Annotated in this window: 23 protein-coding genes; 8 read left to right on the forward strand and 15 right to left on the reverse strand. The window is 39.0% G+C overall.

Features of this window, described 5'->3' with window-relative positions:
* Positions 1-248: 248 nt before the first annotated feature.
* From FN924_RS16305 to FN924_RS16320, 4 genes are all read right to left on the reverse strand, one after another.
* Positions 249-1400: a polysaccharide pyruvyl transferase family protein gene (locus FN924_RS16305; protein ID WP_158634052.1), complete on the reverse strand. Its 1152-nt coding sequence runs from the start codon at positions 1398-1400 to the stop codon at positions 249-251.
* Between the two features lie 110 nt (positions 1401-1510).
* Entirely contained in the window at positions 1511-2227 is a 717-nt protein-coding gene (locus FN924_RS16310) for a WecB/TagA/CpsF family glycosyltransferase (protein ID WP_143896294.1), read from the reverse strand.
* Between the two features lie 5 nt (positions 2228-2232).
* Entirely contained in the window at positions 2233-3510 is a 1278-nt protein-coding gene (locus FN924_RS16315) for a nucleotide sugar dehydrogenase (RefSeq protein ID WP_143896296.1), read from the reverse strand.
* Positions 3511-3524: 14 nt separating this feature from the next.
* Positions 3525-4991 (reverse strand): O-antigen ligase family protein, encoded by a 1467-nt coding sequence (locus FN924_RS16320; RefSeq protein WP_143896298.1) that lies wholly within the window; start codon positions 4989-4991, stop codon positions 3525-3527.
* A 313-nt stretch (positions 4992-5304) separates the two neighbouring features.
* Between FN924_RS16320 and FN924_RS16325 the strand changes: the two genes are divergently transcribed.
* Genes FN924_RS16325 through FN924_RS16350 form a run of 6 tightly spaced genes read left to right on the forward strand, consistent with a single transcriptional unit; the run spans position 5305 to position 11178 of the window.
* Positions 5305-6183, forward strand: a complete 879-nt coding sequence (locus FN924_RS16325; protein WP_228409492.1) for a decaprenyl-phosphate phosphoribosyltransferase — start codon at positions 5305-5307, stop codon at positions 6181-6183.
* A 16-nt stretch (positions 6184-6199) separates the two neighbouring features.
* Positions 6200-7561, forward strand: a complete 1362-nt coding sequence (locus tag FN924_RS16330; RefSeq protein ID WP_143897264.1) for an FAD-binding oxidoreductase — start codon at positions 6200-6202, stop codon at positions 7559-7561.
* A gap of 14 nt (positions 7562-7575) precedes the next feature.
* Positions 7576-8316 (forward strand): SDR family oxidoreductase, encoded by a 741-nt coding sequence (locus tag FN924_RS16335; RefSeq protein ID WP_143896300.1) that lies wholly within the window; start codon positions 7576-7578, stop codon positions 8314-8316.
* The gene (locus FN924_RS16340) at positions 8316-9269 is read left to right on the forward strand and encodes a lysylphosphatidylglycerol synthase transmembrane domain-containing protein (RefSeq protein ID WP_143896302.1); all 954 of its coding nucleotides are present in this window, start codon (positions 8316-8318) and stop codon (positions 9267-9269) included. The genes FN924_RS16335 and FN924_RS16340 overlap by 1 nt, the downstream gene beginning before the upstream one ends.
* A gap of 12 nt (positions 9270-9281) precedes the next feature.
* Positions 9282-9716 carry a divergent PAP2 family protein gene (locus tag FN924_RS16345; protein ID WP_143896304.1) on the forward strand — a complete coding sequence of 145 codons (435 nt, stop codon included), beginning with the start codon at positions 9282-9284 and terminating at the stop codon, positions 9714-9716.
* Entirely contained in the window at positions 9709-11178 is a 1470-nt protein-coding gene (locus tag FN924_RS16350) for an ArnT family glycosyltransferase (RefSeq protein ID WP_143896306.1), read from the forward strand. The genes FN924_RS16345 and FN924_RS16350 overlap by 8 nt, the downstream gene beginning before the upstream one ends.
* Positions 11179-11315: 137 nt before the next feature.
* On the opposite strand, the gene FN924_RS16355 is transcribed toward FN924_RS16350, so the two are convergent.
* The 3 genes from FN924_RS16355 to FN924_RS16365 form a co-directional block, all read right to left on the reverse strand.
* Entirely contained in the window at positions 11316-12401 is a 1086-nt protein-coding gene (locus FN924_RS16355; RefSeq protein WP_143896308.1) for a glycosyltransferase family 4 protein, read from the reverse strand.
* Positions 12402-12593: 192 nt separating this feature from the next.
* Positions 12594-13646, reverse strand: coding sequence for a glycosyltransferase family 4 protein (locus tag FN924_RS16360; protein ID WP_143896310.1), 1053 nt, complete (start codon positions 13644-13646; stop codon positions 12594-12596).
* A gap of 684 nt (positions 13647-14330) precedes the next feature.
* A complete protein-coding gene (locus tag FN924_RS16365; RefSeq protein WP_143896311.1) occupies positions 14331-14657 on the reverse strand; it encodes an antibiotic biosynthesis monooxygenase family protein in 327 nt (108 codons plus the stop codon).
* Positions 14658-14980: 323 nt separating this feature from the next.
* Between FN924_RS16365 and FN924_RS16370 the strand changes: the two genes are divergently transcribed.
* On the forward strand, positions 14981-15457 hold the full coding sequence (locus FN924_RS16370) for a DinB family protein (RefSeq protein WP_143896313.1): 477 nt from the start codon (positions 14981-14983) through the stop codon (positions 15455-15457).
* Between the two features lie 157 nt (positions 15458-15614).
* Here FN924_RS16370 and FN924_RS16375 read toward each other — a convergent pair whose 3' ends face one another.
* The 6 genes from FN924_RS16375 to FN924_RS16400 all read right to left on the reverse strand — a co-directional run bounded on the left by FN924_RS16375 (position 15615) and on the right by FN924_RS16400 (position 19350).
* Entirely contained in the window at positions 15615-16196 is a 582-nt protein-coding gene (locus tag FN924_RS16375; protein WP_143896316.1) for a hypothetical protein, read from the reverse strand.
* Between the two features lie 142 nt (positions 16197-16338).
* Positions 16339-16947 carry a hypothetical protein gene (locus FN924_RS16380; protein ID WP_143896318.1) on the reverse strand — a complete coding sequence of 203 codons (609 nt, stop codon included), beginning with the start codon at positions 16945-16947 and terminating at the stop codon, positions 16339-16341.
* Between the two features lie 187 nt (positions 16948-17134).
* Positions 17135-18334: a DUF2812 domain-containing protein gene (locus FN924_RS16385; protein ID WP_143896320.1), complete on the reverse strand. Its 1200-nt coding sequence runs from the start codon at positions 18332-18334 to the stop codon at positions 17135-17137.
* Positions 18327-18647 carry a PadR family transcriptional regulator gene (locus tag FN924_RS16390; protein ID WP_143896322.1) on the reverse strand — a complete coding sequence of 107 codons (321 nt, stop codon included), beginning with the start codon at positions 18645-18647 and terminating at the stop codon, positions 18327-18329. The genes FN924_RS16385 and FN924_RS16390 overlap by 8 nt, the downstream gene beginning before the upstream one ends.
* Before the next feature lie 165 nt (positions 18648-18812).
* Positions 18813-19133: a hypothetical protein gene (locus tag FN924_RS16395; RefSeq protein ID WP_143896324.1), complete on the reverse strand. Its 321-nt coding sequence runs from the start codon at positions 19131-19133 to the stop codon at positions 18813-18815.
* Between the two features lie 4 nt (positions 19134-19137).
* Entirely contained in the window at positions 19138-19350 is a 213-nt protein-coding gene (locus tag FN924_RS16400) for a helix-turn-helix transcriptional regulator (protein WP_143896326.1), read from the reverse strand.
* A gap of 308 nt (positions 19351-19658) precedes the next feature.
* Between FN924_RS16400 and FN924_RS16405 the strand changes: the two genes are divergently transcribed.
* Positions 19659-20471 (forward strand): hypothetical protein, encoded by an 813-nt coding sequence (locus FN924_RS16405; RefSeq protein WP_143896328.1) that lies wholly within the window; start codon positions 19659-19661, stop codon positions 20469-20471.
* Between the two features lie 432 nt (positions 20472-20903).
* Here FN924_RS16405 and FN924_RS16410 read toward each other — a convergent pair whose 3' ends face one another.
* Together FN924_RS16410 and FN924_RS16415 are read right to left on the reverse strand one after the other, a co-directional pair.
* Positions 20904-21212, reverse strand: coding sequence for a DUF4306 domain-containing protein (locus FN924_RS16410; protein WP_143896330.1), 309 nt, complete (start codon positions 21210-21212; stop codon positions 20904-20906).
* 394 nt (positions 21213-21606) lie between these two features.
* Complete coding sequence (locus FN924_RS16415; RefSeq protein WP_143896332.1) at positions 21607-22014, reverse strand: hypothetical protein; 408 nt, start codon at positions 22012-22014, stop codon at positions 21607-21609.
* Positions 22015-22244: the final 230 nt, after the last annotated feature.

Below are 22244 nucleotides of genomic sequence, written 5' to 3' on the forward strand. Positions count from 1 at the left end.
AGGTTTTAGATTAGAGTTGATGAGTTTAGGGCGGCGGGGGTTTTATCCTTCGTTGTCGATTTATGAACGTTCAAATAGAGATTATTAACGTCCGAATCGGGTTAATTAACGCAGTTCCGTTATTTATTAACGTTCACGGCAATTATTTCCCCCTAAATTTATTAACGTCCGCAAGGCTGTTATTATCGCCCGCGCCATATCTATTACCACCCACCACCAAACAAAAAAGCCGGAGCAATAAGCTCCGACTATTTTTTTACAATGGTCGTATCGATAAGACGCATTCCCATAATCGCTCGTTCTCGGAGATCTTCTCCTGTGGCTTGGAATGCGTGTAATTCCTTGGACCAGTTTTGTTCCATTTTCGCAAAGCGTTCTTCGAAAAAGACGGTTTGCTTATTCAATTCTTCAATCGCAATTGCATTCTCTCCATAGCCAATCATATCCATGAAGTCCTTCACTTTATGGTGATAGCCAATCGCCATAACTGGTGTACCAGATACTAACGAAAGAATTAAGGAATGTAGTCTCGTTCCGATGACGACATCTTGCTTCGCCGTAAACGCCACAATATCCTCTGGAAGCAATTCTTGATCGTGGACGTAACATCTATCCTGTGCTTTCATTCGTTGCTTAATATCCTTTGTTACCTCTAAATCTTGCGGATACTTCGTGGCAAAAAAGTTGATTTGGGCGTCTGGATGCTTGTCTAGCAGCTCATCCAGATTGCGAGCCATTCCCTCTATATAATCCTCATAGAGCTCCAGCTTTTCTTCTGGCCAATAGCTGCCGTGATAATACGGAACAGCGGTCACTCCAATTTGAAGAGGACGCTCATTTTTCTGCACATTTTCTGGCTTTGGCACATAAAACGCTGGGTCACCGATCACATGAATCGGGCTCGTTACTCCAATCGATTGAAGCAGTCGTTCGGATTCCCCATCTCTTACTGTCACAAGTTTGGCAAGATGGGCTAATGACTTAAGTACGATACTTCCTTGCTTCGTAAGAATAGGACCTGCACCTACGCCATAGATTGCGACTGGTGTTCTGCCTAGCTTTCCTAACCAGCCATACATTCCAAATAAAAAGGCTTCGGTTCCATATAAGTCCATTAAGATCCCACCACCACCGATGATGAGCAGGTCTAGCTTACGAACAACGGGGTAATTTTTACTCATCGTAGTGAGTAACGTTTGATATTTGTTTCCTTTTTTATAGTAGAGAGGGTTCGCCTCTACTCCATATCTCGTCTTCGTTTGTTCTGGTTGATTGGAGAATACGGTAATGTCCGAACGCTTTACTTTGTAATACGTTTCGAGCTGGACTAAGATTCCTAATAATATGGCTTCGTCTCCATTATTATTATTGCCGTAGTTTCCGACAATCCCAATCTTCATAGGCATGTCCATCCTTTGTTCAAGTAAATAGGTATAATCCTATTTCTGTTATTTGAAAAATACTCTATAGATGCTTAACTCTATAGAGTATTTTCTTCCCATGTCGTGTTTTACTTTCGACCTGTCGTTATTACTTTTAGTAAAAATTTTGGCAAAGCCAGCTGACGCTTTAATCGCCACGGTTCCTTTAATAAACGATACAGCCATTCTAATCCAAAGCGCCGGAAAAATGCTGGTGCTCGTTTAATATTACCGGCGAATACGTCAAACGATCCACCAACTCCTTGGAATACGGACACGTTCAGCTTGCTGCGATTGTCTCGTATCCATTCTTCTTGCTTCGGACTGCCGAGAGCGACAAATAGGATATCTGGATCCGCTGCATTAATCGTATCGATAATCTGCTGGTTGTCCTTCACGTAGCCGTCCATCACTCCGCTCACGATAAGGCTTGGATATTTCTCAAGCAATTTTTGTTTTGCCGCTTCCGCTATTCCCGGTTTTCCACCGTAAAAGAAGACCTTCTTCGCACGGATGGACGCTTCCTCTATGAGTACGTTCATTAAATCGATACCCGTTATGCGATTCGTAATGGAACCGCCCTGTAATTTGGAAGCAATTAACACTCCTACCCCATCAGGAATTTGATAGTCCGCTCCATTAATCAATTCTTTCAGACTGCTATCTTGGGAAGCTTTGATTATCTTTTCTGGATTTACTGCAACGATAAATGATTGCTTGTTGTCCTCCATATGCTGGAATAGCTGTTTTTTTATACTATCATAGGTTTCATTCGATACATGAACCCCTAAAATTGTTTCCTTCACAGAAATCACCTATTCTTGGCATCTCCAAGACGTACGTAATCAAATCCCGCTTGGCGCCATTCCATTTCATCGATACAGTTTTTCGTATCGAAGATAATTTTTGTATTCACTGCTTGTCCTACTTCACTCGGATTGTACGTTTTGAACACGTTGTGATCCGTTAAAATCACGATAATATCAGCATCCTGAATTGCTTCGTCTAAGGATAAAACCTGTTGATCTAAACGAATATCTTTAATATGTGGATCATAAACCGTATAGTTAATATTCTTCTCTTTCATTTGGTCCACAATGTGCAGAGAAGGGCTTTCCCGCATATCATCTACATTTCCTTTGAAGGAAAGACCTAACAGCGCTACTTTTGGTGCGTCTAGCTTATGCTCTGCCACGATTTCTTGAATACGATTCACTGTATATGCTGGCATATCGTCATTCGTATTACGAGCTAATGTAATCATTTGCGCAATAGAAGGTTGTAGCTCTGCTAAGAACCATGGGTCTACGGCGATACAGTGCCCCCCTACCCCAGGTCCTGGTTGGTGAATATTTACACGTGGGTGATAGTTCGCAAGCTTGATTGCTTCCCATGCGTTGACACCGATTTGTTCACTAATTTTTGCTAATTCATTTGCAAACGCGATATTCACATCACGATACGTGTTTTCGATTACCTTTACCATTTCGGCTGTCGTCGCATCTGTGATATGGATTTCCCCTTTTACGAACGATTTGTATAGCTTCTTCGTACGCTCACTTGATTCTTGGTTAATCCCACCGACAATGCGGTCATTTGATTCTAGCTCTTGGAAGATTTTACCCGGAATAACCCGCTCCGGAGAGTGAGAAATAAAAATATCCTTCTCCAAATCTAATCCTGTGCTTTCCAAGATTGGCATCATCACATCTTCTACTGTACGTGGTGGTACAGTAGATTCTAAAATGACAAGATTTCCTTTTTTCACGAATGGTACGATACTCTCTGTTCCAGAACGTACATAATCTAGATTCGCTTTTTTATCCGTCGTAATCGGTGAAGGCACCGCGATAATAAACACATCCGCTTCAACCGGTTGTGTGGAAACTGTTAAACGTCCAGCATTCATCACTTCATCTAACGCTTCTTGTAAGCCTGGTTCTTCAATATGAAGCTCTTGTTTTTGTAGCTTTTCTACTACCGTTGCGTTCACGTCCATTCCATGTACTTGGAAGCCATGCTTCGCGAACATAATAGAGGTTGGTAATCCTATATATCCAAGACCAATAACACATATTTTTTCCATCAGAAATACTTCCTTTCTTAGTTGGTGCCTGGCACCGTCTTAGTTCGTCCATGTTTGATTGTTTCCATCCAAGCTAAGAGTGCAAAGAAGAACATCGGGAATACTTGGTTTTCCCAAATATTATACACAACTCCTACCATGCAGATAAATAACCAGAGCGAAACGAACACGTGTACCTGAGCTGGATGTGTTTGTCGAATCGTCCATATTCGATATACCATATTTAATAGAAATACGGCAAATAGCACCACCCCAATGGCACCGGTTTGCGCTATGATTTGAATGTATTGGTTATCGGAGTAAAAATCCTTCCCCTTATAATCATAGATACCAGCAAGTCCGTAATCCTCATAAATAGGAGAAGAATAAACAAGTGCTGCCGAATCTCCGAATGTACCAAAGCCCGTTCCGATAATCGGGTGATCCATAAATACTTCAAAGCCTTTTTCAATAAAGAATAGACGTCCGCTTTCCGAGCTTCGCGCTACCTGCTCCTCATCAAAGGAGGAAGAAAAACGATCTCCTATTCCACCCCCACCGTCTCCACCATTTTCCGATAGGTTGATTCCGTTTGGTCCAGAAGCAATCCACCCATGTAAAGAGCTAATTGGTAAGAAAACAATCAAATATCCAGCTACCGCTGCAATGACAATCTGCTTCACCACTTTCCAATTACGGCTTAAGAAGACAAACAATGCTCCTGCCACCACAATTCCAATCCACGTTCCTCGAGAATACGTTAGTAAAAGTATTCCGATAAACAAGGTAAGCGGGAAGAAATAGAGTTTCTTTGCAGACTCTCTTAACAGCATGAGAGATGCAATAATCGCAATCACCATGTATAACCCAAGCGAGTTAGGATTTCCAATTAATCCATAAATCCGGTTCGCATTCGTTGGAGAAACATAGCCTTCCTTCCACGTTTGTGGTAAAAGCCACTGACGCTGTGATAATAATTCAATGAACCCGTGCAAGCTGAGTAAGATCCCTACTCCAATAACAACTTTCGCTATCGTAATGATATCCTCTCGAGTCCACGCGAGACGCTTCAATCCATAAAACAACAAATACATCATAAGGAACTTACGCAATTGGAAGATGATCGCTGTCGGCGACACCCCTGTTAAAAATGCGGAAATAGCTCCGAGCACACAAAACAAAAGATAGGCCCATTCATATATTTCTAGCTGAAAAATTGACTTCCAGTCCTTTTCAATCCATGATGTCCATATCACCCTAGCTACTAAGACGATAATCGCTATATCCCCAGCGAGCTTTAGACCATCATTAATCTCAACAAGAAAAGGGCGTAGAGGATAATAAAGAATCAACAAAGGAACAACCCACTTTGGCTGCAACCAAGCGATTACTGCGAAATAGACAACGCTAATCCCTAAAGATAGAGGCGATGGAAGAATCAATCCAACTCCAAGAACCGCTATCGTAGCTATAATAAAAAGAAAAAAATTTCTCTGGTTGTTCATGCATGTTCAACTCCAACGATTTTATAATTACTGTTTAAAAAGTTACGGTATTAGCATATACATTTAACTCCTATTTTTGCAAGGGAAAATATATCGATTTTTCACAGAAATAATCGCATGCCGAAGATTACTTCTTCTTTTTGTCGAACTTAGCATAACCGAACAGAGATGGATTATGATGTCGTTTCTAGTGGGGAATCCTCCCGTTTAAAATAGAAATTGTGATAAGCTTCACATAAATGTCATCTATCTCGACTTTTTATGCTATAATTTGTGCTATAATGAGTTGATATTTTCGCTTGGAGGAATAAAATTGTACAGGCATTCAATACTAACAGCATTATGGAAGCAATTGCGCCCCAGGCAGTGGGTAAAAAACTTCCTCGTATTTGCGGCCCTTTTGTTTTCATTTGAGTTTTATCATATAGAAGCACTCGGTCAATCTATCTTTGGATTCATCGTGTTTTGTTTTACCGCAAGTAGTATTTACATATTAAATGATTATCGAGATCGAGAAGCAGATCGACATCATCCTGAAAAAAAACATCGACCGATGGCTTCGGGTGCCTTACCTGTTTCGATTGCCCTTCTCACCGGAGGTATCTTGCTTTTTACCGGATTGCTTAGTTCGTTTCTAGTAAATAAATTATTCTTTGCGATTGTGCTTATTTACTTCACCATGAATGTGCTCTATAGTATCTGGTTAAAGCATGTTGTGATTATAGATATCATGATTATAGCCGCGGGGTTTGTACTCCGGGCCATTAGTGGTGCCGTCATCATTGAAGTCCCATTTACACCGTGGTTTTTATTATGTATCATGTTACTTTCTTTATTTTTAGCCATTGGGAAAAGACGTCACGAGCTTTCATTAGCACTCGAGTATAGCTCGAACTCCCATCGCAAGGTGCTAGGAGATTACACGCTTCCGTTGCTCGATCAAATGACGAGTATCGTGACCGCATCCACGATTGTCAGCTATGCGGTTTTTACGTTTACTTCCGGAAATACCGTTCACTTAATGTGGACGATTCCATTTGTGATTTACGGAATGTTCCGGTATCTGTATCTTGTACACGTAAAAGGAAAAGGCGGAGCACCAGAAAAGCTTTTATTTGAGGACAAGCATATTCTGATCACCGTCCTGTTATATGCGATAGCTGTTGTTCTTATTTTTACGATTTTTGAATAGTAGAAAGGAAGCGATTATGTTGTCTAAGCCAGTCAAACAAGCCTTGTCCGGTTGGGGACAGTATCCGGTTGAATCCTGTTATGTATATCGCCCTGAAATGATAAAAGAACTTCAAACCCTCCTATCCGAACGTGATGGGTCCTTTATTTCATACGGTGTCGGACGAAGCTATGGAGACACTGCATTAAATAAAGGTGGAAATGTAATACGAATGGATCGTTTTAACCATTTCCTTGATTTTAATGAAGAAACAGGAATGCTGACGTGCGAATCTGGCGTTCTATTAGAGGAAATTATCGATGTGTTCTTACCGAGAGGATTTTATTTACCAGTCACACCTGGCACAAAGTTTGTCACAGTAGGTGGAGCAATCGCGAACGACGTACACGGGAAAAACCTTCACAAGGATGGGACGTTCTCTGAGTATGTGCAATCCTTCGAGCTTCTAACAGCGAACGGAGAAGTACTGCTTTGTAGTCGCGAGGAAAATGCGGATGTTTTCTGGGCGACAGTTGGAGGAATTGGGTTAACTGGCATTATTCTAACCGCAACGTTTCAGCTTATACGTGTAGAATCTGCTTACATAGATGTGACATATGAACGTGCTCGTAACATTGATGAAGCGTTTGAAAAGTTCATCGCACACGATGACGACTATAAATATTCCGTTGCTTGGATTGATTGCTTAGCATCTGGAGATTCCTTAGGACGATCTGTATTGATGCGAGGAGATCATGCAAAACGTGAGGACCTTCCAGCATCTATTATGGAGCCATTAAAGCCAGCAAATAAATTAAAGGCGACTATGCCGATACATGCACCATCTTTCGTATTAAATCATTGGTCGATTGCCGCCTTTAATGAATTGTATTATACCGTGAATAAAGATGCCGATAAAATCGTGGAGCAAAGCTCCTTCTTCCATCCACTCGATTCCATTAATGATTGGAACAAGCTATATGGAAAGAAAGGGTTTGTTCAATATCAAGCGGTTTTTCCAAAAAACGAAAATCCTAAAGCAGGCATTACGAAAATGCTGGAGATGCTGAGCAAGAAAAAAACAGCTTCCTTTTTAGCTGTATTAAAAAGCTCGGGCCCAGCAAACGATGGATTGTTATCCTTTCCGATGGAAGGATACACGCTTGCATTAGATATTCCGCTTAAAGATGATTCTTTATTCCCATTTTTACGAGAGCTAGACGAGCTCGTCGTCTCTCACGGTGGACGTGTCTATTTAGCAAAGGATTCTAGCCTACCACAAGACACGTTCCGCAAGATGTATCCAAAATGGGAAGAATTTTTAACAGTAAAAAGAAAGGTAGACCCGAACGATCGATTCTCTTCTTCTATGTCTCGTCGTTTAGGTCTTACGGATTAAAAGGAGGGAACGACATGGCTAAGATTTTAATACTTGGTGCCACTTCTTCAATTGCACAATCTACCGCTCAAAAGCTTGCGGAGAATGGACATGATTTGATTTTAACGAGTAGAAATACAGAAGACTTAAACACGCTAAAACGTGACCTTTCCATCCGTCACCAAATTGACGTGAAGCTAAAGCCATTTGATGCGTTAGACTTCGACCATCATGAAGCCTTCTTTTCTAACGTAGTAGAAGAAACGGGCGGATTGGATGGAATCCTACTTATGTACGGAGCTATGGCGGATCAAAAGGTTGCGGAAACAGATTTCGAAGCGTCACGCCAAATGATTGATGTGAACTATACGTCGGCCGTATCGATTTTAAACATTGCTGCGAATTACTTTGAAAAGAAACGACACGGCATTATTTGTGCGGTTTCTTCTGTTGCTGGAGACCGCGGAAGAAAGAGCAACTATATTTACGGTTCAACGAAAGCAGGACTTTCTACTTATATGGAAGGATTGCGAAATCGACTTCATGAAAAAGGGGTCCAAGTCATGACCGTGAAGCCAGGTATGGTGGATACGAAAATGACATATGGCGTTGTGAAGGATTCACCACTTCTAGCGGATCCAGATAAAGTAGGGAAAGATATTGCAGATGGCATCCAAAAGAAAAAGGATGTACTATACACCCCTTGGTTCTGGCTAATTATTATGCTCGTTATTAAGCTGATTCCTGAAAAACTATTTAAACGGATGAACTTGTAATGAAGGAACAGGGATATCAACCGAAAAACTTAGTTTCTAAGCTTATTTTCGGCATTCTATTAGGGATCGTTGTCATTGCGGTCTTTCTCATGTTTACAGACTTTAAGAAAATAGTTTCCGAGCTACAGGAGATGCCAGGATCATATTTGCTCCTGGCGTTTGTTTTGACCTTCTGTAGCTATCTATTACGACTGTGGAAATGGCATGCCTTTACAAAGTGGTCAGATATTAAGATTAGCCTTAAGGACAATACGTCCATTTTCTTTATTGGACTCATGATGTCAATAACGCCAGGTAAAGCTGGCGAGCTCATCAAAGGGTATTTTTTGCAAAAGCGTGCGGGTACCCCATATGCGAAGTCACTTCCTATCGTATTTTTCGACCGACTTACGGACATTATCGCGATGGCTTTGCTCGTAGGCCTAGGTCTTATCGTGTATCCTTTCGGCATTCTGCCCTTTTCCATTTTAATTATCGGTGTCGTACTGTTTTTAATCATGCTGCCACGAAAAAAATGGATGGAACAAATTATTGATTGGGTTACGAAGCCAGAGCGTTTAACCAAGTATAGAGAGAATCTACATTCGATGTATGCTCATTCCTTAAGCTTTGTTCATACAAAAATACTAGGCTTTTCGCTTATTGTAAGCTTTGCAGCCTGGTTTTTAGAATGTTTAAGCTTGTATGTCATTTTACAAGCGTTCGAGCTTCCTGTTTCGTTATTAGCCAGTATCTTAACGTTTAGCCTTGGCACGGTCGCTGGCGCAGTTTCCATGATCCCTGGTGGATTAGGAGCTGCAGAAGGAAGTATTACTGGGTTACTCCTATACTTCGGGGTAGGGTCGAGCTTAGCTGTTAGCATCTCCTTACTCATTCGCTTCGTCACCCTATGGTTTGGCGTATTACTCGGCATACTCGTTTTTATAAAGACGAGAAAGAAATTTCAACTTTGAGGAGGTTCCGTTATGCCTTACTTTCTAGCTCCGATGATTGGTTGGTTCACATCTGGTTGTTTAAAGTTTATAATCAATTACTTACGATTCGGAAAAGACGCGCGTCATCGTACTGGGAACGGCGGATTTCCAAGCACTCACACCGCTACTGTTTCCAGTCCTGTTCTCTTAGTCGGGATGGGCGAAGGCTGGTTTTCACCTGCATTCGGAATCGGCGTTGCCTTCTTATTGATAGTCATCATTGATGCGACGGGACTTCGGATTGCGGTCGGAAAACAAGCTGGCGTTTTAAATCTATTAACAGTCAATCACGAAAAACGAGAGATTATGCGAGAGCGAATGGGTCACACGAAACTAGAAGTTCTCGGAGGACTGCTCGTAGGTCTTCTCGTCAGTACTTGTCTGTACTGGATTTTCACTGCTTGGGGGTGGACACAGCTTGACTAAAAAAAGCACGATGATTAGCTTAATTGGGTTATTTATTTTATATAGTGTGTTTATTATTGTTCAATCGTTTGAACATGCAGATGGCTACTTATCTTCTGATTCCGCTCACTACTTACAGCTAGCTACCAATATATTAGAAGGAAATGGATTCACAACCACCGATTTGATTCCGGAGGAGAGTGCGTATTTCGCGACTTGGCCAGTTGGTTATTCCATATTGATTTCAGGTGTTTCGTTCGTTAGTGGTTTTGGTGTGTTTGTTTCTTCGAAGCTAGTGAACATCATGATTTTAGGGTTATGTTTCTTACTTATTTATTTATTATTTAAGGAAAAGGCATTCTTTGTATCGATCGTTTTTACGATTAGCACGTGTACGGAAATATTTAGTTATACGTGGTCAGAGGTTCCTTTTTTATTCGGCATGCTTTGGTTAGTCTATGGCATGATTCGCTACTATGAGACAGAGAAGAGCTCGTATGCCGTCCAGCTCAGTCTAGCTAGCTTATGCTTGTTCTTGATGCGGTATATCGGCTTAATAGGAGCGGGAATGGTTGGATTGCTTGGGTTCTATTATTTGTTCCAGAAAAAGTGGAAGCCCATGCTTGTCTGCTGGATTTCTGGTTCTATCCCTATTTTGCTGGCTGGCGGATATCTCTGGAACAACCTGCAGCAAACCGGAAATGCGACGGGAATGGAACGGATTCCTCGCCCGGAAACGACTGCAGAGTTTTTCGATATGCTTTGGAATGGAATCGTTGTAGAATGGAATTTGTTATCGATTAGTAGCGAAGTCTATGTATGGTGGAGTGCGAGTCTTGTGCTGGCAACATTTTTGATGTTTGTAAGATGGTCTTCTATAAAAGCACTATTTAGTAAGGAATTGCCTGGAAAACGATATGTACCGCTCTTCTTCCTATTTGCTGGAACGATCTATTTTATTGCAATTGTAGGGATGCGATGGACGTCCCAGTTTGACCCATTTAACTTTCGTTTACTTGGCCCAGCGACGTTTATGTTTGCGCTAGCGCTCGTGAGCTGGTTCGTCCAAACAGAAGGCATTCATTGGGTTCGATGGAGACGGTTTCTCCTCGCATTGTTTGCGATGACCGTTGTGATGAATATAGGGCTGAGCACGTATCAAGCCGTGACGAGTAACGATACGGATTATATGGATACGAGAAGAACGGTTCTTGCGACGTATCAAGAAATCCCTAGTGACAGTATTGTGGCGATGGAGAACATCCATGCTCGATATTTACGGCCTGATTTGCAATATATAAAGGTGCACTTTAAGCCGTATTTTAAGGAAAAGGAATCGGTGGAGGCTTTCTTGGATCGAGTGACACCTAATAAGGCGGAGGGCGTCTATGTGGAGCATAAGGCACTTAGTCCTCACCGCTACCATGAAAGTTTTGTGCAGCTGATGGAAGAGAATAGCGCGCATTTTATTCGATTAGAATAGGTTGTATTAGTGGCAGGGCCTCCTAGACTTTGTGTCGGGGGCTCTTTTTAATAGTGGGGGTGCTGAATTGGTTTTAGCGCAATCTGAATCTGCACCACCAACAGCAGACAACAAAAAAACGCTCATGGTGAGCGTTTTTATTTACTCTTCAATGTAGTGGTTTTCGCCTTGTAATAGGTCTTTTTCAAAAAGCGCAAAACGGGTCTTTTTCCTTTTACAGCTCCTACTATTTCTGCAAACAGGTGCAGCAAAATCAACAGGATAAACGATATGACTAAAGAAAAGCCAATGGATGCATTGGAGAATGCAATGGCTAATATTCCAAAGACCGCGCTAAATCCGTAGATCATTAATACGGTAGCTCTATGGCTAAAGCCTGCGTTTAACAATTGGTAGTGTATGTGATGCTTGTCTGGCATCATGATGTTTTCTCCGTTATACCATCTTCGAACAATGGCAAACAATGTATCGAAGATAGGTACTGCCAACACAATGATTGGAAGAATAAAGCTAAACAAGGTAACGTTTTTGAATAAGCCTAAAATAGAAATAACTGCAACAGTAAACCCAAGGAACATGGAACCGGTATCTCCCATGTAAATCTTGGCTGGGTGGAAATTATGATAAAGGAATCCGAGGTTACTTCCAATCAAAATGGCACATAGTCCTACGACGGCAATTTGGCCATCTAAAATCGCCATTACCATAATACTGACTAGCGCTATCGTCGTTACACCAGATGCTAGACCATCTAAGCCATCAATTAGATTAATTGCATTCGTAATCCCAACGACCCAAAGAATTGTTATGATTACACTGAATGTTGGACTTAAGTGAACAAGGCCAAAAAATGGTAAGGTTATTTTCTCAATGATTAGCCCAGAATAGATGAGTATTATCGTAGCAGTCAATTGACCTCCCATTTTCATGAGAGGTTTTAATTGGTATTTATCATCTAAGATTCCGGTTGCAATAATTATTAAAGACCCGATACAAATGGCCAAGAAGGAGTTCATTTCTGGACGCAAATAAAGCAGTCCAGCGACCACTCCGAAGAATATTGCTAATCCACCCAACCTTGGCGTAGGATTTTTGTGTATTTTACGGTGATCTGGAATGTCCATGGCACCGATTTTTATCGCTAATTGTTTAACGGGCTTTGTCAACAATAACGATGCTAGTAATGCTATGAATGAACTAATAACTATATCTATATATGACATTTAATATCCCTACTTTAAATACAAGGTTTCTTCCTTTTTTAATATGGATGAATTATAAAACAATATGACAATAAAAATATTCCATGTTCAAACATAATTCGTCAAGTACGGTTCATAATAATCATGAAGGATTTTTTTCATTATGTAAAGAAAACTTTCTGCAAAGTTTGCAGAAAGTTTTTTACAAACGTTTTATTTTCTTTTTATTTTATAGCCGTCAATTAATTTTAAGATTGGGCGGTAATTTTCTCCGATTAATCCGGTAACTTCAACAATTAATTCTACGAGTATCATTAAAGATAATAAGGTTAAGGTCGATCCCCACATCGTAGATCTTGTGAAGATTATCGCCGCAATGCTAAACAGGGAGCTTAGTGCATAAATCACAATAACCGCTTGTCGATGCGAATACCCTAATCGAATTAAACAGTGGTGCAAGTGCAATTTATCTGGTGCAGAGAATGGTTTGCGTTGAATCAGACGTCTAATGATTGCGAACGATGTGTCCAGTATAGGGACACCTAGAATAATGATAGGCACCATAAGGGAAAATAGCGTTACGTTCTTAAATAGTCCCATAATGGAAAGAACACTAATCATATACCCTAAAAAAAGTGCTCCTGTATCGCCCATAAACAGCTTTGCCGGGTAGAAATTATAGATAAGAAACCCTAACGTACTTCCTAGCATAAGCAAGCCAATAAATGCGACGAATGGATTGCCCATGACAATCGCCATTCCAGAAATAGTCAATAAAGCGATGGAAGAAACTCCAGCCGCTAATCCATCTAACCCATCAATCAAATTAATAGCATTCGTAATACCTACAATCCAAATAATTGTAATTGGAATCGCTAAATAGCCAAATTCCACTCTATCCCCGAAAGGAACGGTAATGAACTCAATTTGAATGCCGCCAAGAACGGTTACAATTGCTGCCATTAATTGACCAAGCAGTTTCGTTTTTGCGGAAAGCTGTAAGATATCATCTAGTACACCTGTAATTGTGATAATAAGCCCGCCGGCTAAAATTGGCCAAGCTTTTTCTATATCTGGAGTGAACACTATAAATCCTAGAAAAAAGCTTATAATGATGGCTAAACCACCTAAGCGTGGCATTACCCCTTTATGAACTTTTCTTTCATCCGGTTTATCCACTGCCCCAATTTTTATCGCAAGTTTCTTAATATACGGTGTCAAAATAACGGATGCTATAAAGCAAACGATTAAAGCTAAGTATTCCATCGAATCCTCCTAAGGTCTAATCTACTTATCCAGTAAGGCATACTCCGTAGATTCATTGTGTCTCTCATATGCTTGTATTGTTTGATAACCTTGGTTAACCGCGCTAATAATATGTAGGTACACGAACTTCATCCTACAAGTTTAGACGAAAAAGGATGATTAGAAGTTTCATAAATTTTTATAAAAAACTATCCTACAAATTTTCCCTGACTAATTATATATAATAACATTCGAAAAGACAATGTTATTTTTGTCCTTTATTCTTTCATTTCTTCTATCTTTTTTCCTATTTTTTGATAAAGTAAGCCCTGTCCGTCCTCAGCAAGTAGTTCAAAAGACAAATAGACGATAGTTTCACAGTTACACATAAAAAACTGCTAGGATACGTGTCGTATATCCAAGCAGATATAAATAGTTACTTCTTGTTTTTATCAATTTTCACCCAAACATAAAAAATTATGACCGTAACCACAGGAAGAAATGGAGGTATCCACTGATACGTTATTGGTAACAGAAAAAATAGTATCGCAGAAAGTAAGAGTAAGGGAAGCACCCAAACAAACTACCATCTTACATATTTATTTCTTAGGCTAAGCTCGAAATTTGCCATTCTTCAGCCCCCCCCTCTACTTCACGTACGGTTACACAACCAGTGATGTTTCATAAAGAAATAATCGAATATCATTACCCTTCAAAAAAATAATCCCTTTCAACTTTACAAACTCGAACAGTATAATGTTGATACCATTCATCTTTTCCCTTTTCTTGAGCTACCTTATGACTTGCATTATCTTTCCATCTTTTAATATCTTCTTGCGTTTCCCAGTAGGAAACAGTAATACCTAGCTCACCATCTCTCGCACTCTCCATCCCTAAAAATCCTTGCTGCTTTGCAGCTAAGTCTTCCATTGCTTGTGCCATTTTTCCATACCCATTGTCCCCTTCGGTTCGCTGGGATGTAAATATGACGGCGTAATATGGTGGTTGTAGCTTTCTTAGTTTTTCGTCCATTTAATAACCCCCAGTTAGTCGCTTGGACTACTTTAATCTAACGTTTATTTCATCGATTAAGAAATAGGACACAAAAGGATAAATAAAACCAAATCAAGATACCTATATTGCTCATACCCCAATCTCCTAGGGAATAGGTTCCGAAGAAGGAATTTGCTCCAGTTTCACTATATAACGATAAAAAAACGAACTATTTGTATGTACTTGTATGAGATTTATATCTCGAATAAACAAGGATATGAGAATGATTAAATAGGTCGCTTCCGAAACTTGATGTTATAATGTTTGTATAATCTACTATGGGTAAGAGGAGTTTCAAACTAATGAATGTAAATGATTTAATAATTCTCAACTTTGACGAAGTAAGACGTAGGAGTATAAAGGTTTGGAAAGCAATTCCAGAACAAAATCTGAATTGGAAGCCTGATGAAGAGGCTCTTACTTGTGCAGAAATGATAAGACATATATTAGAAGGAGAGTTTCTTTATCACCAAGTTCTAATCGGAAGAGGTAGTAAAGCATTATCCGATTTATCTAATCCCTTTAAAGACAAAGATTTTACTACGGTAGATAATGAACTAACATTTGCACAGCCATATCGTGAGAATTTCTTAAATTACATTAAGACGATTAACGTAAGTGATTTAGAGAATATAGAAATAGATCGTTCTGACGTCGGATATGTGAGAACACTTGGAGATATGCTGTTACGTATAGCATACCACGAATCTGTTCACACTGGTCAGTTGTTAGATTATATGAGAACAATGGGAATTGATCGCCCAAATATATGGGATTAAAGAAACACCTCTTTTACCTATAATGGGCAGACGAATTAAGGAAAACGTAGTGACAATCCAGCCTGTTCCAGATTAACACCGACTCTTGAATAGATAAAGTAGTCCTCTTCAGAAGAGATCGCCTTGTGTAACCCTTGCCTTTGTAAGACTAAGATCATTAACCGATTTGTACTGTATCATAAAAAATTTTAAATATCATAAAGTTACTTAGAAAACTCCCGTGAAGATTAACAAATTGAACGTTCAATGTCTTTCTGGATACAAAGCCACCGTTTTTAATTCGATCAATCTCTTCCTCTAATGATAATAGATGATCAATACTATCCACTAAATATTGCCTTTGTTCTTGTGTATAATCCTTTTTAGCCATAAGCTCTAGTAAACTATTTCTAGCGTTTTTAACTTCAAATAAAATGGTTTCTAAATCATCCACACTCATCTTTACAGGTTGTTTACTTACTAACCAATCCTGTGCAAATAACGGGAGCAAAAATTGAGTACGATCCATTGTTACATCATCATTGCTTGGCCTAGTCAGTTCGTCTAGGTCTTTCTTGTAGGAACTTTTAAACTCCTCTAGATCATTAACATATTGTTCGACAACTACTGGATCTGGTGTGAACGTATAACTTTTATGAACACTGACAAAGGAATAGGGATAAACCAAAGTTATGATCAGAACAGAAAACACCCATATCCCAACTACAACTATGATTATTTTTCTTCTTTTGTGAGTCACATTACATCCTCTACCTCTTCTTCAGCCAACCTGTCAGTCAACCCCATATCAAACCGTTTCCATGCAAACTTAGCATTCCAATGGAATAATTACCTGAATAATTACCTTATTTATCTACCGCTGTACTTTTATGAAATGTACTTTACTTATCCGCTTCAATAACAAATTCAAAGCCTGTCTGTTTTTGGGATGGTATTTTATATTCTTTGAATCGCAACCTTACAGTTGAAAGATCACTAGGTAGGGCTGGCGATACTGTATAGGTAAAAGAATGGTGTCCCCCTGAACCTCCTCCAAAGTTATTTCGGCAGTCAAACTCCACCTCCCCACCTTCCACAGAAAGGTCAAACAGAGTAGGCCTCTTCATCCTTGCATGCATGTCATCCTCTTCTTGATCAATCGTTAAATGAACAACACTTGCATTTTTGTATTGACGGACAAAGGTTACGGAATAAAACACACCTTCTCTTTCAAATGATTTTAGTACGGGTATATTCTTTAGAAAGCCTTTTGGTTCTACAACAGGTTTATACATTTCTTCATTTAATAATTGGGAAAAAACACTATTAATAAAGTCTTCATATAGATTAAATTTTTTTGCCCAGCGGGTGATTAGTGCCCGAGTAGGAAAACCAGGATTATTATTGGAAAGTTCCTTTCGTTTGTTAATTAAATGACATATTTGTTCGTCTATGGATTCTAATAGTTCCTCGTAGTGCTCAGTAGGTGGTTCGAACGGCATTCGCTTCATATTTTCCCCTCCAATATTACTGGTGAAAGAATATTACCTGGCTTCACTATGGTGACGGTCAGTAAAGTATTTTAACACTTCCATTTTAACACAAAATTCCAATTTACTGGAATCAATTTTTAGACAAGAAAAAGGTGATCTCATGCTAGGATCACCTTTTTCTTTATTTGAATAAGACCACATCCTCTTAATCTGAAATCAAATTAATCTTCTCTACCGTATGTTCAATGACTGATTGTAAATCTGCATAGCCATGATACTTAACATACATGACCGCTTTTCCTTTAGAGGCAAATACCTCTTTCTGTTGCTCATCCTCATGAACAATCAGGAGATCCAAGTCAGCGTGTTCTGTTTCCACAAACTCTTCTCTGTTGTCTTCATACCGATATCTTTCTACTAAATCGAAAACGAGATGATCAGACAATGCAGGGATACTTAGTTGAAATACCTGTGTATCTATAGATGGTGTATATTCACCACTTCCATCCTTCCACGTTTCTCCTGGAACCACACCTTCTTCATTTGTATCATATTGAAGGGGAGCCAATGGACTCCAGTCATAGGAGTATCGATTGCCCCAATCCACACCATCCCTTACGTAAGATGGTTCCCCTCGAACCAAATCTGGATTCTCTTCTATGTCAGCTAACCTGACTATCGGTAAGCCTACGCTTGCTTCTGGCAATGTTTTTGTATCCATTTTCACAAGCTGTACGATTGAGAGAACAGAACTCATTCCTACCACAACTATAAAAAGAAAAGCGATGGTAGAATTTATGCGGTAGTATTTCTTCCAAGGTGCGTGATGATCGATTGGTTTGCCTTCCATAAGATTTCTTCGTAAAGCACGAATGGAAATGGATGCTTGTAGCGTAGTATAGGTCAAATAACCGATAAAGATAGCTAAAATCGTTTGTTGAATAATTCCAGGTTCCACCATAGCTAAGATAGGTGCGCCATCGAGAAACAAGATAGCAGACAGCATACCTATAATCAATAGCAATGAGATAGCTAAAGTAACAGCATTTGCTGCTAGCTTCTTATCCAATTCCTTTAATGTATAAGACTGCTCCGCAGGGTCTGTATGAAGCTCTGGTGCATCCAGTTCTTCAGGTGATGAAAAGACATGAAAAAGATTATAGCTAGTTATATAATCCCACCCACTTTCCGAATACATTTGTATTTGTTCGGGTGAAATTTTCTTCTTAAAGGATACCTCTATTCTATACCTCATTTTTTTCGGTTCCCCTTTAACAAACTTGGCAAAATGGATCCCCATCTTTTTTAGGTGCAGCCCTTTAGCAGCCAAGTCTGAAAACCAGCTTTCATGCTCGCCAATTCTCCAATAATCACTCGGTCGAAGTTTATAGATGGATTTATTCATTCTGATCACCTTCCTCTAAGATACTACTATCTCTTATCAAGGCTTTTAATCGGAGATACTCTAGGTGCAAGGCTTGTTCCCCGTCTGGCGTTATGAGATAGGTCTTCCTTCTACCATCATTCTCTGCCAGTGATATAAGACCGTCTTTTTGCATGCGTGAGAGTACTCCATAAAGAGTCCCAGGGCCCATCTTCAATCTGCCATTCGATACTTCGGTGATGGCTTGCATAAGCTGATACCCGTGGTTCGGTTGCATTAATGCTAGTAATACATAATACATGGCTTCTGTCATTGGTCCCCCATTATACGCCATTGTTTACTTCCCTTCTTTCACTTCCAGAGATATTATGTTACGCGATATTATGTTATGCGATATATCGTATGACATAACAATATAGGATGGAGTAGAGAATGTAAATAGGATAAAGAAAAATTACGAAAAAAAGACCACTTCATAAGTGATCTTTTCGTGTAATGTCTATGAATAACGAAAATATGAAATCATTGCGCCCATAAGGTAACCAATCATCGCTACCAAAAGAATGTCCCCACCATTAGAAAAGAATGCTATAGTTTGAATCTTTGATGGGTCTACCAATTCATTCATAAATGGTAAAAGGTTCATTAAACGAAAAAAAGCATATAGCATAAGAAGTTGCCAACTTGACAGTGCTGCATCCTTGAGAATCCTCTTTTGGCGTTCATCTTCCTGTGATGACTCATCCCCCGATAACCTTTTTGTTGAATATATCGCAGCAAAAATTACGAGTCCAGCAATAATCACCAATATAATATTCATATCATCATCCCCTTTTCTTGTTTTTTTTATGATACTTAAACAATGAATCCACCGTGGTTTCTAAAGCATCTGCAATCCCAAATGCTAATTCTAAACTTGGATCATACTTGTTATTCTCAATTGCATTGATCGTTTGCCTACTCACATTGCACATTATGGCTAGTTTTCCTTGGGAAATGCCTCGACCTTCTCTTAATTCTTTCATATTATTTTTCAACTTGTAACTAGTCCCTTCCGTTCAACTGTCAAAAACCTTTTACACCTATATCATAAAAAATACCACCCTAGATGTCAAATACTTTTTACACACAGGATAGGTTTCTGTGTCTTTTTCTTCTATGCTTAGTCCTAATTGCCATTACTTAAAAGAAAAATCAATTGGTAATTTTATGTTAATATAGATTCATCGTTTATCTTAAATACCCTTTTAAAACATGAAGACTGCCCATATTAAATGACGATCTTTTTCACCCGTTCATTTTATCTTCAGTCCCTTCATGATAAAGTAGATTGGAGGATATTTTCTTGATTCAAAACATGTATAAAAAAAGAGAAAAGTTTGCGTACATGGGGATATTATTTGTTACCATCGTATGCGCCTTATATGTACTTTTTGATCCCCCTAGTAATAATAAGCAATGGTTAGAATCATCCCCTCTCCTGTTACCGATCGTTTTTTTGCTTGTTATTGCTTTAAGAAGTAGGCATCATTACAAGCAAGTAAAGGACTTATCGGTGCCAAATTTTTCGCGTTCCATCACGGAAACTAATCACCTTGTCATCAAAAAAGATACAGGAATAATCCCACAATTGCTATGTTTTGAAAAGAGCGGTGCATTTATTGGCGTTTTTAAGCCAACGGGAATTCCATTCTGGCTTTACCCAATCCTATTTTATAAGGAGTCCTTGTTGCAGCTATTTCCTGTCACTTTCTCTTTCGTAACCCATGATGGAATAACTTTATTTACTTGTAAACGACAAGGAATTAAAAAAAGCGTGTTAACTATTCATAATTTTAAAGAAACAGTCTTAGGTACATATGTTCAAGAGGAATTTAAATCACTCATTCATATAAAGGGGTCTTTATTAAACGAAAAGAACGAACCATTACTAGCTATAAAGACGTCTGGTTTTAGTGGTGATTTCACATTAAAGGATGACACTGGCGAGGTCTGGGCTCATTTTTACAATGGGAGGTTTCCACATAAATACACAAAGCTATTTAGAGACTTGGATAATGATATAGTAGAAGTTTCTCCAAACCTTTCTGAGCATAATAAGCTTTTATTGCTTGGAACAGTAGCCTATTTATTTATGCAAAAAACTACTAGAGGGTAACAACTTTTATGGAGCCCTTTTCTTGTCCCCTCATCACACCAGTAGTGTAATTGTGATCACCATCCCAATGCCACGACTGATTCTACTTTTTTGTTATAAAGGGAATTCGATGTTTAGCAGAGATGATAAAGAATGGATGATCAGCGTTACGATGAATAGTTATACACTGACCTTCAGAAGCTTCTGCTAGATGTTCTTTCATATTGGGTGGGCTTCCTATTCATAATGTTATTCATCCATGCAGGCTGCCACGACTTGCTCACTTATTGGATAGTAGAAGGTATTGCGCTTCAAAATTATAAACTAAGCATATCGTTTTGGTATCTTAATCAGCTGCATAATAAACAGTGCCGCTTTTCTGTCTATACATTTACCTGTATTTATAAGGAAAAACATTGTTACATAATATTATAAATGTTGGTATTCTCGTATTTAAACAGATGACAGCTTTCCCTTATCCGAGAACCTTTTTTTAACCCAACTAATAAATAATCCTGCTAAGACGGCGAAAGATGATAGAAAAATAATTGTAATAAACGGTTGAATGTTAAAAGCGTAGATAAACTTATCTATTTCAAAAATATGTTGCGGACCATGAGCTGTTTGTGGTGTAAACGTAAGATGTTCTTTCCAATTTTCACTATACCCGAGGTGGGAGCCAGTTACAGCTGTTAAAAAGAAACTATATGCAAATATGGCTGCCACTCCAATAAATAGAGTAACTTTATAAATATAAGACATTTAATCCCTCTTTTCAAAACCTAATTGATGCAATGTTGCGTTGCGTTAATCTCCCCCGCGGGAGATAAAAATTCAACACCACCACTTTGAATAATACAAATAAGATCATACTGAATACTAACTATCCATACAAATAGCAAAACACTTGAAGGTCTAATAACCATTTTTTATATCCGTTTTCTAAGACTGACATTTCCCTTTTACAGACTAATCTCTTCTATCTCTTCAAATACCGAAGAGTACATGGCTGTTAGGTGCTTCTCCGTCTCCTTATCATTGTGAAGGCCAAAATAAAATCCTTTTATGGAGCCCTTTTCTTCCCCTTTCATCACACCAGTCGTGTAATTGTAATCACCATCCCAGTGCCAGGACTGATTATATTCTACTTCTTTCGTTATATAAAGGGAATACGATGTTTAGCAGAAATAAAAAAGAATGGAATTTCAGAGTTACGGTAAATATTTATATACTGCCCTTTAGAAGCTTCTACTAGATTTTCTTTCATGACGAATACAGCGTCATATCCAATCGTTTCACCTTTAGTCAATTCCTCAAAGGAAATTTCAGTAAATGTCACTTGTTCTTCTCTTACTTCTGGAGGAGTACCAATGACTGCAATTTTTAACGGCCTACCCTTATACAATTCAAACTTCACATTTTCAGCACTCTCCACATGATTGGATGATGGGTCATTTTCCGAATCCTTTTCATAAGGGTTTTTCATTGTTTCGTACTTCACATCCATATTACATCCTACTAATAAGCAACCAATTACGGTACATAGGATGAAAATCCTTTTCACAGGGCATCCCTCCTATATAGAATATTAAAAGTTATTAGCCTATTGCATATGCAGGCTAATTTAGTTTTATAAGGAATGATACTGTGCTGACAATAGTTAAACAAATGGCAAGCATCAGTTGATTTTTATTATTTGAACTCTTTTTTAATGTAGTAAAAAAAGAAATAAGACCATACACGATTCCACAAACAAATATCACCTGTAAAATATCCACTAACTGTCCCCCTTTT

The organism is Radiobacillus deserti, from assembly GCF_007301515.1.
In the GTDB taxonomy this organism is placed as follows: Bacteria; Bacillota; Bacilli; order Bacillales; family Amphibacillaceae; genus Radiobacillus; species Radiobacillus deserti.